Source organism: Streptomyces sp. UC4497, assembly GCF_054871485.1.
Window position 1 is genome coordinate 95470 of sequence record NZ_JBTYHB010000015.1, and the last position, 14713, is coordinate 110182.

Genomic DNA, 14713 nt, shown 5'->3' on the forward strand with positions numbered 1-14713 from the left:
TCCAGCAGTGAGCAGCAACCATCCGGGCCCGTACGCCGGCCAACCCCAACAACCGGGGCCCTACGGCGCGCAGTCGGCACCGTACGGGCAGCCGGGTCAGCCGGCGCCGCCGTACGGACAGCCGGGGCAACCTGGACCGTACGGACAGCCGGGTCCGTATGGGCAGCCCGGTCAGCAGCCGGGGCAGCCGCCGTACGGCGTTTACGGGTTCCCGCAGCAGCCGGGTGGTTACCCGCCGCCGCCACGCCGCGGCGGTCTGGCGAAGACCTTGGTGTTTGTCGCGGGCGGGGCGGCGTTGATGACGCTGATCGGCTTCGGCCTGTTCTGGATCCGCGACGCGCAGGGCCCGGACGACGACGGCCCGCACAAGCTGACGGCGCCGTCGACGATGTCGTTCGCCACGTACTACCGCGCCGGCGACCCGTCGGATCCCGGCCTCGCGACGGACGATCCGAAAGAGCTGGAGTGGCACGAGATGGCGAAGCCCACGGAGATCGCCGTCAGTTACTCCGACGAGCTCCTCGACAACGTCGACACCTCTGATCCGGGCGCGGCCCAGGACACGTTGCAGCGTGCGCAGAACGGCAAGCGGTTCTCGGTTACGGGTGCCTACGGCGAGTTCCGCAAGCCCGAGCTGGCCTTGTCCTACTACTTCGGCCTCGTGGAGGACAAGCTCACCGAGGCTACGGACAAGGCCCCCGGCCACGTCGTCTCGTCGTTGGACGTGCCGGAGGACACGGAGGCGGACTCGCTCGAAGGCGGCGCGGTGATGCGGTGCGCGGACTTGAAAGTGGACAGCTGGGACGACGACAACCCAGCCACCGAGACGACGGTGTGCGGTTGGGCCGACTATTCGACGGTCGGAGTGGTCACTGCGTACGACGGGACTCTCGGGGTGTTGAAGGAGGACTCGGCGGAGCTCACGGGGCACATCCGCACCGAAATGCGCGTCGAGAACTAGGCGCGCAGGCGCAGACGCAGACGTGAGGCCCGTGACCAGGTGGATGGTCACGGGCCTCGGTGCGTCAGGCGCTTACTGGCGCGGGGGACCCCATTGCGGGGGCTGCTGCTGGCCGTAGGGGCCGGGCTGCTGCGGCTGGGGCGGGTAGCCGCCTTGCTGGTAGACGGGCGGGGGCATGGTGCCGGGGGCGCCGGGTCCGCCGGGGCCGCCAGGGCCGCCGCGGTTGTTCTTGTTGCGGGAGACGACGACGATGACGACCACCACCACGATGACGACGAGTGCGGCGATGCCGATGCCGACGTAGAGCAGCATGTTGGAGCTGTCGTCCTCCGACGAGTTGGAGGCGTTGCCGGTGGCGGGGGAGGGGGACGCACCGGCCTTGTCACCCGAGGCCTTCGGGAGCGCGGACAGGTCCCAGGGGCCGTTCGCGCCGCCCTTGGGGATGTTGGCGGTGAGGGCCTTGAGCGGGCTCAGGTCGCCGTAGCCGTGGCGCTCGTCGGGCAGCTTGGCCTTGTCGACGCCCTTGGCGATGTACGTCGACTTGATGATGCGGTTGGCCAGCTGGCCAGGCGTGTAGTCCGGGAACTTCTGCTTGAGCAGTGCAAACGCGCCGGAGGCGATGGCGGCGGACATCGACGTGCCGTCGGTGGTCAGGTAGTCGCCTTGGTGGCTGTTGCCGTCAGCGTCGTCGTAGTCGCCGTTGGCGGTGGCTACGGTGATGCTCTTGCCGGGAGCGGTGTAGAGCAGGTCCTTGGAGGAGTTCGAGTCCTCCCAGACGGTGCCGCTCTGCGTGGAGCCGCCAACCTGGGAGACACCGGGGACGGAACCAAGGCCGTCCCTCTCCTCGACTCCACTGTTGCCGGAGGCCTGGACTACGACGACGTTGTGGGCGAGAGCGTAGGCGATGGCATCTTTGTCGCCCTGGCCCGAGTAGTTCTGGGAGATGGAGATGTTGATGACATCCGCGCCTTGGTCGACGGCGTAGCGAATGGCCTCGTTCCAGTTGCAGGCAACATCCTTCTCCGCATCGACAGCACCGCCCTCAGTGGCGTAGATGTCCACAGGGAGGATCTTCGCGTCCGGTGCCAATCCCAGCATGCCTTGGCTATTGCCGGATCCGTGGCCGTGGGCGGCGATCAACGAAGCCATGCCCGTGCCGTGGTCGTCGGCGATCTCGCGATTGGCCGGCTGACCGTCCTTGCAACGCTTGCCGGGGAGCACGTTGCCCTTCAGGTCGGATTGAGTACCGTCCACGCCGTCATCGAGGACGGCCACGGTGACGCCCTTGCCCGTGGCTACCTTGTGTACGGCGTCGATGTCGAACGCCTTGTTCTGCCACTGGTCGTTTCTGGTCGCGTCCGCGGATGCGGCCGATGCGGTGCCGAGCACCAGGGCTCCCACCATGGCCGCGCCGCCGATCGCGCGTAGCGTCCTGTGCGCGAAGCGCATGCTCTGACACCTTTCGTGGTGAATTCCGTGCTGATGTGCGTGGGGCCCACGACCGGATTGGTCGTGGGCCCCACGAACGGTATCTGGTTACTCGATGACGGGCGGGTTGGCCTTGCGGTCCTTCGGCTTCCAGGTGCTCTCGTCCTCGACGAGGTAGTCGGGGAGCCGACTGTTGTTGCCACCCTCGCCGCGCTGCCTTCCGGCACCGCGTCCGCCTGCGGCTCCGGCGGGACCGAAGCCGCTGCGGCCGTTCTGGCCCTTGCCGCCGGTACCGGCGCCGGTACCGCCCGCGCCGGTGCCACGGTTGCGGAGCCCCGAACCGCCCGGGGTGAACGCCCCGCCGGTCTTGCCCTTGGCTCCGCCGACCGCGCCGCCCTTCAGCCGGGCCCCTGCACCGGTCCTGCCGGCGGCGCCCTTGCCCGCCGCACCGCCGCCGGCGCCCATGCCGCCGCCCATGCCACCCATGCCGCGACCGGCTGCGCCCGTGCCGCGACCGGCGGCACCGCCGCCCATGCCGCGACCTGCTGCTCCTCGCCCGGCCGCGCCGCCGCCTGCCCCACGGGCAAGACCCGCCGCGCCGCCGGCGAGTCCGCCCGCCATGCCACCGGCCATGCCGCCACCCAACCCGGCTCCACCGGCACCGGCACCGGCTCCAGCGCCACCGCCAATGCCGCCACCGGCCCCGAGGCCGCTACCCGCTCCGCCCGCGGAACCCGGGCCGCCGGTGAGGCCGGGGGCTGCACTGTCCAGGCCCGTACCGATCTGGGAGGCGTCCGGGGATCCCGAAGTAGTCGGAGGCTTCAGTCCGTTCGTGTCGAAGCCGGGGATGCCCTGGCCGGCTCCGCCTCCGCCGATGCCGGTGCCGCCGCTGATCCCTGGGTTGGTGCCACCGGCGCCGGGGACGTTCATGTCGCCAGGGCCGTTGATGCCAGGCGTCTTGGGGTTTTCAGGTGGCGTGTATTCGCCGCCCCTTTTGAGGGACGCCGCATTCGACTTGTAGTTGTTCCCCAACTTCTCCATGTGGATCGCAGCCTGGAGCGCCGCCTGCTTCTTCGCCCCCATCTTGTCGCCCCACCTGTCGATGACTCGCTCGGTCGGCATGCCGCTGGCGAGGTCGGCGTCGATGCTGCTCCCGGAGCTCCTGACGCTTTGGTACAGCTGGTAGTCGGCGTAGAGCGCACTGGCGGGATGGGCGATCATCATGGCGTAGTCCTTGGCGGACATGTTGCTGAACATGTCCGTCGCGGTGTCCCACGCCTCGTCCCACCAGCTGACATCGATGCTCTGGACTTGGTCCTGGATGGTGTACAGCTCGTCCGCGGAGTTGCTCATCGCCCTGCCGGCGAGGTCCGCGAAGTTGCCGCCCTTGGCCATCTCCTGGCTGATCTTGTCAGCCTCTTGCTTGAACTTGTCCGCGGACGAGCCCTTCCACTTCTCAAGGACCTTCTTCACCGCGTTGTCGAACTGTTGCTTGAGGCCCCCGCTGCCGTCGGAACCAACGAGGTGCTCCTTGACCTCGGTCCAGTTCTGCGAGACCTCCTTGACCGTCTGCGGCTTTGCGTCCGAGACCATCTGCTTCAGTCTGTCAAGGTCGTTCTGGTTGAAGTGGGTGTCCCAACCCTGGCCCGATCCACTGCCACTCAAGCCGCCGCCCGACGGCGCGTCAGCAACCATCTCCCCGTCCCCCTTCAGGCGTTGCGGTTCGCGACGCCAGAGTTGCCGGTCTCCTTGACCGTGTTGTCTGCCTCGGCGTCCTGATACTTGCCGCGGGCCGTGTCCGTCTTCTTGCCGAACTTCTCGACGAGCTTCTCGATCTTCTCGATCATGTCGACTTCGATCTTGTGCTTCATTTCTCCGTGCGCGTCGTACAGCTCCTGCGCCTCGGAGAATCCGTTGCCCAGCGCCCCGTTCGGCAGGTACGTCCCGTACTTCGCCTTGTCCTTCGGCCCGCTCATGTCACTCAGGACCTGATTCAGCTCCTTGACCACCTGGTCAAGGGCGTCAAGATCGACCTCGTAACCACCGTCAGCCATCGCAGGCCGCCTTCCCCGTTTTCCCCGAATGCCCTTGTGTCGCGCTCAGTTCAGTGCGCAGACAGCTTCTCTAGGATCGCTCCTCGCACACTGAACTCACAAGTCGAGCACAGCTTCCCTCACAGAACGTCCCCGCCGCGCCGCCTCGCGACGCCCGCGCAACGTCCCCGCCGCCTCACAGAACGTCCTCGCCCCGCCGCCGCAACCAGTCCCGCCGCGCCATCGCGCCCGCCGCGATCACCGCGAGGCCGAGGCCGCCGCCGATCACCAGGTACGCGCCGTAGCGGGCGTTGCGCTCCTGGGGGGTTTCGCCCAGGGTCAGCTTTGCGGCGATGATCTTTTCGCCGGGGCCGTTCGACGTGCCCTTCTGCAGGTCGGCGTTGGTCGGTTGACGGGTCGGCTCCGTGTCGTCCTTGATCGCCGTGACCGGGTCGAGGACGCCCCAGCCGACGTTCTTGTCGTGGTACGCGTGCGTGCGCATCGCCGTCGACTCGAGGTGCCAGATGACCTGCTTGGGCTCCCAGTTCGGGTGCTGCTGCATGAGCAGCGCCGCCACGCCGGTCGCGTACGGGGCAGAGAAGCTGGTGCCCTGGTCGACGCACTGGCCGCCGACCGGGACCGTGGAGACCATGTCGACGCCCGGGGCGGCGATGTCGACATGCTCGTTGGGGGAGGAGAACGGGGCGCGCTCGTTGTTGCGGTCGGAGGCCGCGACGGACAGCACGTTGGAGTTGGGAAGCGCGGCCGGGTAGCTGTTGGAGTCCTTGCCGCTCTCGCCGCTGTTGCCCGCGGAGGCGACGATGAGGATGCCGGCCCGCTCGGCGCGGTTGACGGCCGCCACCAGTGGGCCGAGCTGGGACTCGTCGGCGGTGGTGCCCTGGGAGACGTTGATCAGCTTGATGTCGTTCTGAATGGCGAAGTTGATCGCGCTGATCATCGAGCCCAGGTTGCCGCCGGCCTCCTTCGTGCTGGTCTGCAGCGGGACGATCGTGGCACCAGGGGCCATGCCGTGGAACCCGGAGCTGCGGATCTGGCGGGCGGCGATGATGCCCGCGACCTTCGTGCCGTGACCGACCTCGTCCTTCGTCGCGCTGGAGCCGGAGACGAAGGACTTGCCCTTGGCGACGGCGCCGCTGAGCTGGGTGTTCTTCGTGTCGGTGCCGGTGTCGACCACGCCGACCTTGATGCCCTTGCCGTTGCCGTGCGCCCACAGTTGCTTGGTGAGGACGCGCTGCAGGGACCAGGGGGTGCCCTTGATGACCTTGCCGCCGAACTGGCAGTCGGTGCTGGCCAGTTGGGTGCCGTCGTCGGCGGCGGCGGGCGTGGCCGCCGGGCCCGCGACGCCGAGCGCCGCGAGCGCGGCGGTGGCCGCGAGCACCGCCGCGGCGCGCCGGGTGGGCGAGGCCGTGGCGGTCGCCGGGGGAGCCATGTTGTCCATGCGGTATGCCCTCCCGGTCACGAGTTCTGCGTCTGCTTGGCGTCGTCCGTCGTCAAGTCCGGGCCCGACGGCAGGAGTTGCGACCAGACCTCGGGGACCTTGACCGCGTTGACCTCGCCGTAGCCGAGCCGCGCCTTGGACTGGTTGACTTCCTTCTTCGCCGATCCGGAGGTGTTGCCGGAGTCGTTGTTGACGGGCAGGTGGTACCGCAGACCCGTGTCCGTGACCAGGTAGTTGAAGCCGCTGGCCGAGGAGCCCGTCTGCTCCTGGTAGAGCATGCCGCTGCCGGGGCTGACGTACGACGAGGCGCTCGCGGAGATCTTCCCGATCGGCAGGCTCTTGCCCGCCCACAGGTTCCGGGCGCCGCCGTTGTCGCCCTGATAGACGGAGCAGGAGACGTCCTTGCCGCCGGTGCCCGAGGCGGCGTTGGCTCGAGTGACCTTCTGCTTCGGCCAGTTCAGCTTGCCGCCGGCCTTCTTCACCGCGGGGGCGTTGTCGTACAGGGATCCCTCGGTGGGGTGGATGTCCGTCTGCTGGACCTTCACGTACTCCGGCGCGCCGTCCGGGTACGCGGCGCCGACGGTCTCCTTGAGCAGGCTCGCCTCGAAGTCCGTGATGGCGATCAGGCGGTCCTTCTCGACCAGGTACTTCTGCTTCTGGGCGCCCTCGATCAGCGTGCCGACCTTGTTGTGCCCGGCGGGCAGGTCGGGGGCCGTCGAGGTGCCGCCGAGGCCGTCGACGCTCGGCAGGGAGATCGGGACGGGGGCCTCGCGGAGCGTGTTGAGCCAGTCGTCCGACACGGTCTGCGGCTTGGCCTGCGCGCCGAAGAGCGTGGCGATCAGCGAGTCGAAGCCCCCGCCGGGCCCGTCGACGAGTCGGTAGGCGACGCCGTTGCTGCTCACCAGGTACGGCTTGCCCGTCTTGTCCTGTACGTACAGGGCCTGGGTGGAGCCGAGCCTGCCCTTGCTCGTCGAGGTGACCTGCGACTCGTCGTTCTTGTCGAGAACGAAGACCGTCTGCTGCACGGAGGCCTCGTCCGAACCGCCGCTGGGCTGCTGGCACAGCGCCCATGTCTTCGCCGTACCGGCGTCCTTCGTGCTGGGCATCCGGTCGGGGGCGTACGGAATTCCGACCATGGAGCCCTGCGTGATGTCGGAATCGTCAAGGAATTTCTCCTTGACCTTCTTCACAGAATCTCCGCCGGTCTTTTTCGGGTCGAGCAAAAGCTTCGCGGAGGCGAGGTTCAGTACCGGGTGCAGGACGCCGACGCTCTTGCCGCTCTTGTCTTTCGTGTCCGACTTGAGTACGACGTACCGCGTCGCCGACGGATCCGTGACGATGATCCCGGCCTCAGGCGTGTCCCAACCCTTCGGCGCCACCGGGCTGATCATGCCGCAGGCGCCGAAGCCCGCCAGTACGACCACGGCCATGACGATGCCCGGGACCGCGTGCTTGAGCGGCCGCGGGGCGCTGTCCACCGATCCATTGGGGAGTGGTTTGAGAAAAGCGGCAACGGTCCGCTTGCGTGCGAAATTGTAGGCATTCAGCTCATCACGACGTGATGCCATCGTTACGTTTTCTCCCCGTCCTCGCTGGACCGTGCTGGACTATTGCTGCGGGTCCACTTCTCGACCACCCCCGGCGCATGCGCCGCACGGGCCTCTACTATGCCGTGTGGTGATCGGGCCGTAGCGTACGGGTACGGTTTTTCCACGCGCCAGCCGACGTTGGGTCCCGATGGCCCGGGGCGGTCCGATTCCGACCGATTCAACCCAGCCGGCCATCACGAATCATCACAGCAGCGAGCGAAGGAGCAGGGCGGGGGATGTCCAGCGCCAGCAGGACCCGACAGCGCGGCAATCAGGGGCGACCGGCCCCGAACGGGCGCCGCGGAGGGGGCCGTTCAGGCGGCCGCCCCACCGGCCGACCCGGCGGGCAGGGCGGACGCGGCGGGCGGGGCAGCCGTACCGCGCAGGTCGCTCCGCCGCCACCGCAGCAGCAGGCCACAGGTCCGGCGAGGCCGAAGCTGCCTCGCAAGATCGGCAGCTTCGGACCGATCAGCACGCACCACTTGGTCATCATCGAGATCGCGCTGGCGCTCGTCGTCGCGGCCGCCGCGATCAAGGCGGTGCTGATCCTGCCCGCCGCCGTCATCGGCGGGCTGCTCGTCTTCCTTCAGCTCGGCCGGCGCCGTCGCCACCCGCTTCCCGAGTGGATGGCGATCGGCCGCGCCCTCAAGCGCCGCCGCCGCGCCTTCAACGGGCCGCCGCCCGCCGACATCGACAGCGGCTTCGCGCCGCTCCTCGAGGCGGACCCCAGCCTGCGCACGTACGAGTACGAGGCGCGCGACCGGCGCCTCGTCGGCTTCGTCGGTGACGGTACGTTCCTGACGGCACTCGTTCAGGTGGACTCCGCGCCCGGCCCGCTGCGCCCGCAGGGTGACGCGCGGCCGCTGCCCGTCGAGCTGCTCGCCGAGACCCTCGACGTCGAGGACATTCACCTCGAATCGGTGCAGCTGGTGCAGTACACCCAGCCCGCGCCCGCCCCGCACCTGCCGCCGCAGGCCCTCGCCGCGCAGGCGTACGCCGCGCTTCAGGCGCAGGCCGGAACGCCCGCGGTGCGGATGACGTGGGTGGCCCTCAAGCTCGACCCCGAGCTGTGCCCGGAGGCCGTGGAGGCGCGCGGCGGTGACCTGCGCGGCGCCCAGCGCGCCCTGCTGCGCGCCGCCGACCAGCTGATCAGCCGGCTCAACGGACAGGGCTTCGTCGCCGAGGTCCTCGACGAGAACGCCGTCCTGTCCGCGCTCTCCGTCGCGACCTGCGTCAACCCGCGCGCCAACCTCAACGCCCAGTCGCAGCAGGGCCGTTCGGGTCCGCGCACCGAGGAGAGCGTGCGCGCCTGGCGGTGCGACGACCGGTGGCACGCCTCGTACTGGATCGGCACGTGGCCGCAGCTCGGTCGCGGTGGCACGCCGCTCGGCGCGCTCGCGTCCGGCCTGTCCACGACCCGTACGCTCGCGACGACGTTCAGCGTCGCCCTCGCGCGCGCGGGCCGTGAGGACGTCGCGGTGAGCGGGCACGTACGCCTCTCGGCGCGCAGCGAGAACGAACTCGGGCAGGCCAAGCGCGAACTCGAGCGCGCCGCCTCCGGCCTCAAGGCCGGCCTCGTCCGACTCGACCGGGAACAGCTGCCCGGCCTCCTCGCCACCCTTCCCCTCGGAGGCACGCGCTGATGAGCACCCCCGGCAACCAGGACCCCCGCCAGCAGATGACGCCCGAGCAGTACGCCGAGCAGGAGCGCCGCGCCGCTGAGGCGGCCGAGCGGCGCAGGCAGTGGGAGGCGCAGCAGGCCGCCGCCCAGCAGCAGGGCGGGTACGGCTACCCGCAACAGGAACAGCAGCAGCAACAACAGCAGGAACAGCAGCAGTTGACGCCCGAGCAGCACGCGGAGAACGAGCGCCGGGCCGCTGAGGCGGCGGAGCGGCGCAGGCAGTGGGAGGCGCAGCAGGCCGCCGCTCAGCAGCAGCCGACGCCGGAGGCCGGTGGGTACGGCTACCCGCAGCAGCAGCAACAGCCGACGCCCGAGGCGGGTGGCTACGGCTATCCGCAACAGCAGCAGCCCACGCCCGAGGCCGGCGGCTACGGCTACCCGCAGCAACAACAACAGCAGCAGCCGGTCCCGGACCAGAGCGGCTACGGCTACCCGCAGCCCACGCCCGAGCAGGCGGCGCAGCAGCAGGCCGCGCAACAGCAGGCCGCCGCCCAGCAGCAGCAAGCCGCCCAACAGCAGGCCGCCCAGCAGCAGGCCGCCGCAGCCCAACACGCGGAAGAGCAGCGGCAGTTGCGCCTCCGTTACCAGGAGGAGCAGCGCCGCGCCGAGGAGGCCGAGGCGCGCCGCCGTGAGTGGGAGGACCAGCAGCGCCAGCAGCAGATGGCGCAGCAGCAACAGCTCGCGGCCCAGCAGCAGGCGGCCGCCCAGCAGCAGTACGCGGGGGCGCACCCGGACCAGCAGCCGCAGGACCCGTCCCAGGGCGTCGTCGGCGGCATCGCCCAGGTGCCGCAGCAGGCGGCCCCCGCGGCCACCGGCGCCACCATGACGTACGCGCCCGCGCCGGAGGTCGGCTCGGGCCGGCCCACGCACCGGGCGCTCCCCGACGAACCCGAGGACGACGACTTCGCGGAGTTCGAGGACGAGTTCTCCACACCCGGTTACGGGCTGCGCGGCCCGCGCCGCCGTCGGCACGTCATGTCGAAGAAGTCGCTCGGCTCGCTCGGCGTGAGCGTCGGTGACGACGGCGTCGTCATCGGCGTCGACCCGCAGGGCAGCCCGGCCGTCCTCGACGTGCTGCGGCCGAAGCCCCGCGAGATCGTCGTCGTCGGCTCGATGTGGACCGCGCAGATCATCGCGCTGCGCACCGCGGCCATCGGCGCCCGGATCGCCGTCGAGTCCGTGCGGCCCGCCGCGTGGGCGCCGATGGCGCAGGCCGCGGGCGGCGGACTGCAGTGCGTCTCGGTGTACGAGCCGCGTCAGATGGCCGCGCAGGGCGCGTCGGTGGCGAGCCCGGTCCTCGTCGTACGGGACCTGGGCGCACAGCCCGGACGCTCCCAGATCGCGCCGACGCCCTGGCAGTCGACGCTCACCGTCGTGCCGTTCCTCGGCCCGCGCGCGCCGCGACTGCTCGCCCGCGCCGACGTCATCGGACTGCAGAACCTCTCCCCGCAGGAGGCCGAGGCCATCGGCCGGGTGCTGCGCCTTCCCGAGCAGCTCACCCAGACGCTGCCGACGCTCAGCGACGCGACGATGCTGTGGATCGCGGGCGACAAGCGCCAGTTCGTGATGGTGCAGCCGACGGAACCGGAGACCGGGCTGCTCGGCGGCCCGCGCCGGATGGACTGACGCCCGGCGGAGTTCGGCGTGTGACGTCCGGCGGGCCCCGGCTCGCTTGCGGTGTCCGGTTTGCTTGTGGTGTCCGGTGGAGTCCGGCGCGCGACGCCCGTCCGACTCAGGCGGGTAACGCCCGTCGGACTCAGGCGTGCGACGCCCGTCGGACTCAAGCGGGTAACGCCCGTCGGACTCAAGCGTGCGGCGGGTGGTCCCGAAGAGGCGTGGGGTGGCCCCGTATAGAGCGGGTACGCGACGTGTACCGACGGGTACGTGACAAGTACCGCCTTTACGGAGGCCGCCCCGAACCGTTTACGCTGTCCGGACGAACGGCTGAGACGCAAGTGACGCGGGGCCGCCGCGACGGTCGGGGGCGACGACGAGCGACCCACCAGGTCCCGCCGGAAACCGGTCGTTCAGGTGCACAGCAGAGACCAGGAGGCACAGTGACCAGTGACCGGGACCAGCGGAACCCGGAACCCGGCGACGGTTCGATCGAGACGGAGCTGACGGGAGAGTTCCGGCTCGATTTCGACGCGCCGTCCTGGTACGCGCAGCCAAGCGAATCGTCGAGTACGACGCCGCCGTCCGGTACGCCCGCGCCCCCCTCGTCCAACACGGCAGGGGGGAGTGCGACTCCGCCTCCGCCCGCGCCGGGTCCCCCGTCCGAGGGGTCCGCGCCGCCGCCGGCCGCTCCTGGGTTCCCGACCTTCGGGGCTCCGACGGGTACGGGTCCGGGGGAGGCGGCTCCGGCCGCGCCCGCGCCCGCCGCTCCGCCGGCCGCACCTGCCGCGCCTCCGGCTCCTCCCGCTGCCGACGCCGATCCCACCGCGTCGAGCCGTCGGTCCGGTGCCGTCGACCCCACGGGTGATCTGTGGGGTGACGACGATGACGATGACGACGACGCCGTTGACGGCGCGGACTCCGGGACGGCGACGTCCGAGACCGTGACCGCCGAAGCCGCGACGTCCGGGGACGCGGGCGACGTGAACCAGGCGGCCGCGCCTGCCGGTTCGGCCGCGCCTGGTGCCCCGCCGGTTGCGGAAGGTGCCGCTCCGGCGACGCCTCCCGCTCCGGTCGCGCCGCAGCCGCCGACCGCCGGTGGTTACGGCTACCCGCAGCCCATGCCGCCCCAGCAGCCGGCCCCCGGTCAGCCGGCCCCGGCCGCGCCGCAGCCGCCCACTGCCGAGGGTTACGGCTATCCGCAGCCCATGCCGCAGCAGCAGCCCGCTCCCGGTCAGCCGGCTCCCGCGGCGCCGCAGCCGCCGGCCCCGGGTTACGGCTACCCGCCGCAGCCCGCTCCGGGGTACGGCTACCCGCCGCAGCAGCAGCCGGGCCAGCCGCAGCCTCCGGCGCAGCCCCAGCCGCAGGCACAGCCCGCTCCCGGTCAGCCGGGTCAGCCGATGCCTCCGCAGCAGCCGGGTCCGTACGGTCAGCCCGCTCCCCAACAGCCGGGTCCGTACGGCCAGCCCGTCGCGCCGCAGCAGCCGGGTCCCTACGGTCAGCCCGCGCAGCCGCAGCCGGCTCCCGGTCAGCCGCAGCCGCCGACCGCCGGTGGTTACGGCTACCCGCCGCAGCCGGCTCCGGGTTACGGCTACCCGCCGCAGCAGCCGGGCCAGCAGCAGCCGCAGCCCCCGGCGCAGCCGCAGCCCGCTCCCGGTCAGGAGCCGGGTCAGGCGCCGCCCGCGCCGCAGGGCCCGTACGGCCAGCCGCCCCAGCAGGGCCAGCCCGCTCCGGGCCAGCCCGCCCCCGGTCAGCCAGCTCCGGGTCAGCAGGCCGCTCCCGGGGCCCCGGCCCCGAACGCGTACCCGCAGCCGGCCGTCGACCCGCGCGCGGGCTGGGACCCGGGTGCGGGCCAGCAGCGTTCGGCGCCCGGCGCCCCGCTCGGCTACAACGCGCAGGTCGAGCTGAGCTCCGACCGACTCCTGCGCAACCAGCCCAAGCGCAAGAACAACAACAAGGGCCCCAGCAAGTTCAAGTTGGGCGCCAAGGCGGCGGAGGCCGAGCGGCAGCGCAAGCTCCAGATGATGCGTACGCCGGTCATGTCCTGCTACCGGATCGCCGTCATCAGCCTCAAGGGCGGCGTCGGTAAGACGACCACGACGATGTCGATCGGCGCGACCCTCGCCTCGGAACGCCAGGACAAGATCCTGGCGATCGACGCCAACCCGGACGCCGGCACCCTCGGGCGCCGCGTACGCCGCGAGACCGGCGCGACCATCCGCGACCTGGTGCAGAACATCCCGCACCTGCACTCGTACATGGACATCCGCCGGTTCACCTCGCAGGCCCCCTCCGGCCTGGAGATCATCGCCAACGACGTGGACCCGGCGGTCTCGACGTCCTTCAATGACGCCGACTACCGCTCCGCGCTCGACGTCCTCGGCAAGCAGTACCCGATCATCCTCACCGACTCGGGTACCGGTCTCCTCTACTCCGCGATGCGTGGAGTCCTGGACCTGGCCGACCAGTTGGTCATCATCTCGACCCCGTCGGTGGACGGCGCGTCCAGCGCCAGCACGACCCTCGACTGGCTGTCGGCGCACGGGTACGCGGACCTCGTCCAGCGTTCCCTCACGGTCATCTCCGGTGTCCGCGAGACCGGCAAGATGATCAAGGTCGACGACATCGTCAGCCACTTCGAGACGCGCTGCCGCGGCGTGGTCGTCGTCCCGTTCGACGAGCACCTGGCGGCGGGCGCCGAGGTCGACCTCGACATGATGCGGCCGAAGACGCGTGAGGCGTACTTCGAGATCGCGGCGCTGATCGCCGAGGACTTCGCGCAGCGCGCCGAGGCCCAGATGCAGGCGGGCGGCATGTACGGCGGCCAGCAGCCGGGCATGCCCCCGGCCGGCTTCCCGCCGCAGCAGCAGGGCTACGGCCAACAGCCCCCGGCGGCCCCGCAGCCGGGCCAGCAGGGCTACGGCTACCCGCAGCAGCAACAGCCGCCCCAGGCCCCCCAGCAGCCGCAGCCGCCGCAGCAGCCGGGTGGCGGCGGCCTGCCGTCGGGCTGGACGACGGGGCAGCCGCCGCAGTAGGCAACAGCAGTACAAGTACAAGCACGAGGGAGGGGCCCACGTCCGACGCGGACGTGGGCCCCTCCCTCGTATGCGCTCGCCTACTTACGCATTCACCGCTGGAAGGTCGCCCGCAGATGCTGATCGAGCCAGGCGGTCCAGGCGGGCAGATCGATGTTGCTGTACGAGAAGGGGTACGGCCCGTGCGGGCCGGTGATCAGGTCGAGCGAGTCGTGGCGCGCCACGAACACGGTCTCCAACTGCCCACCCGGCCGCCGGTAGTCCGACGGGAACCACATCTCGATCTCCTGCCAGTAATCGGTCTGCGAGTTCCGGCCGCCGCTCGGGGTCCCCTTCTTCACCTCCGCCTCGTCGAAGCGGAAACCGAGGTTGGCGTACGCCTGCAGCAGCGTGTCCTGCGCCGGCAGCGCGTGCACCTGGATCTCGTCGAAGTCACCGCGGTCCACGGCGTTGTCGACGGTCAGCTCGGTACGTACCGCGACCCGCGCCCCCTTGAGCGGCCGCCCGCCCAGGACGTGCGTCAACGGGGTCTCCCACGGCACCTCGAACGAGACCTGCCCGTCCTTCGTCTCCCCGGCCTTGAGCTCGAACTTCTCACCCAGCACGAGGGACTTGACGACACCGGGGTTGCTCCACAGGGTCTCGGTCTCCTCCCGGTCCTCGAACCGGGTGACGATCTCGATCCGGACCCGCTCCACCTCGATGTCCACGGAGCCCCCCTTCAGCTGCACATTGCAGTGCAACTGATCCCCGGGCCGTACGGCGCTCGCACTGAGCGTGGTCTCGACCTCGGGCGCACCGACACCGAGCGAACTGAGGAACTTCCGAAAAGCCACGAATACCCACTCCCCGGGCCGCCGGCTCCTCCACCCGGACCCTCCAGGCACCCGCCCCGACCCGCCGGGGAACCCTA

General features: G+C 70.8%; 10 protein-coding genes. 4 read left to right on the forward strand and 6 right to left on the reverse strand.

Features of this window, described 5'->3' with window-relative positions; translation table 11 throughout:
- Window positions 1-7: 7 nt before the first annotated feature.
- Window positions 8-961: a hypothetical protein gene (locus ACYSUO_RS22145; RefSeq protein WP_461777946.1), complete on the forward strand. Its 954-nt coding sequence runs from the start codon at window positions 8-10 to the stop codon at window positions 959-961.
- A gap of 72 nt (window positions 962-1033) precedes the next feature.
- Here ACYSUO_RS22145 and ACYSUO_RS22150 read toward each other — a convergent pair whose 3' ends face one another.
- The 5 genes from ACYSUO_RS22150 to ACYSUO_RS22170 form a co-directional block, all read right to left on the reverse strand.
- Window positions 1034-2410, reverse strand: coding sequence for a S8 family serine peptidase (locus tag ACYSUO_RS22150; RefSeq protein WP_461777947.1), 1377 nt, complete (start codon window positions 2408-2410; stop codon window positions 1034-1036).
- 87 nt (window positions 2411-2497) lie between these two features.
- Window positions 2498-3982: a hypothetical protein gene (locus tag ACYSUO_RS22155; RefSeq protein ID WP_461777948.1), complete on the reverse strand. Its 1485-nt coding sequence runs from the start codon at window positions 3980-3982 to the stop codon at window positions 2498-2500.
- 116 nt (window positions 3983-4098) lie between these two features.
- Window positions 4099-4443, reverse strand: coding sequence for a hypothetical protein (locus ACYSUO_RS22160; RefSeq protein WP_461777949.1), 345 nt, complete (start codon window positions 4441-4443; stop codon window positions 4099-4101).
- Between the two features lie 175 nt (window positions 4444-4618).
- A complete protein-coding gene (locus ACYSUO_RS22165; RefSeq protein ID WP_461777950.1) occupies window positions 4619-5902 on the reverse strand; it encodes a S8 family serine peptidase in 1284 nt (427 codons plus the stop codon).
- A complete protein-coding gene (locus ACYSUO_RS22170) occupies window positions 5899-7449 on the reverse strand; it encodes a type VII secretion protein EccB (protein WP_461777951.1) in 1551 nt (516 codons plus the stop codon). The genes ACYSUO_RS22165 and ACYSUO_RS22170 overlap by 4 nt, the downstream gene beginning before the upstream one ends.
- A 257-nt stretch (window positions 7450-7706) precedes the next feature.
- Between ACYSUO_RS22170 and eccE the strand changes: the two genes are divergently transcribed.
- The 3 genes from eccE to ACYSUO_RS22185 all read left to right on the forward strand — a co-directional run bounded on the left by eccE (window position 7707) and on the right by ACYSUO_RS22185 (window position 13800).
- Complete coding sequence (eccE, locus tag ACYSUO_RS22175) at window positions 7707-9113, forward strand: type VII secretion protein EccE (protein ID WP_461777952.1); 1407 nt, start codon at window positions 7707-7709, stop codon at window positions 9111-9113.
- Window positions 9113-10777, forward strand: a complete 1665-nt coding sequence (locus ACYSUO_RS22180; RefSeq protein ID WP_461777953.1) for a hypothetical protein — start codon at window positions 9113-9115, stop codon at window positions 10775-10777. Before eccE ends, ACYSUO_RS22180 begins: the two co-directional genes overlap by 1 nt.
- A 431-nt stretch (window positions 10778-11208) precedes the next feature.
- Window positions 11209-13800, forward strand: a complete 2592-nt coding sequence (locus ACYSUO_RS22185) for an AAA family ATPase (RefSeq protein WP_461777954.1) — start codon at window positions 11209-11211, stop codon at window positions 13798-13800.
- A 92-nt stretch (window positions 13801-13892) separates the two neighbouring features.
- Here the strand turns inward: ACYSUO_RS22185 and ACYSUO_RS22190 are convergent, their stop codons facing one another.
- Window positions 13893-14636: a sporulation protein gene (locus ACYSUO_RS22190; RefSeq protein ID WP_266714832.1), complete on the reverse strand. Its 744-nt coding sequence runs from the start codon at window positions 14634-14636 to the stop codon at window positions 13893-13895.
- Between the last annotated feature and the right edge of the window lie 77 nt (window positions 14637-14713).

Bases quoted from the DNA above. Each gene is read 5' to 3' on its own strand.
- ACYSUO_RS22170 (WP_461777951.1), bottom strand. From the start codon at position 7,449: ATGGCATCACGTCGTGATGAGCTGAATGCCTACAATTTCGCACGCAAG.
- eccE (WP_461777952.1), top strand. From the start codon at position 7,707: ATGTCCAGCGCCAGCAGGACCCGACAGCGCGGCAATCAGGGGCGACCG.
- ACYSUO_RS22160 (WP_461777949.1), bottom strand. From the start codon at position 4,443: ATGGCTGACGGTGGTTACGAGGTCGATCTTGACGCCCTTGACCAGGTG.
- ACYSUO_RS22180 (WP_461777953.1), top strand. From the start codon at position 9,113: ATGAGCACCCCCGGCAACCAGGACCCCCGCCAGCAGATGACGCCCGAG.
- ACYSUO_RS22155 (WP_461777948.1), bottom strand. From the start codon at position 3,982: ATGGTCTCGGACGCAAAGCCGCAGACGGTCAAGGAGGTCTCGCAGAAC.
- ACYSUO_RS22150 (WP_461777947.1), bottom strand. From the start codon at position 2,410: ATGCGCTTCGCGCACAGGACGCTACGCGCGATCGGCGGCGCGGCCATG.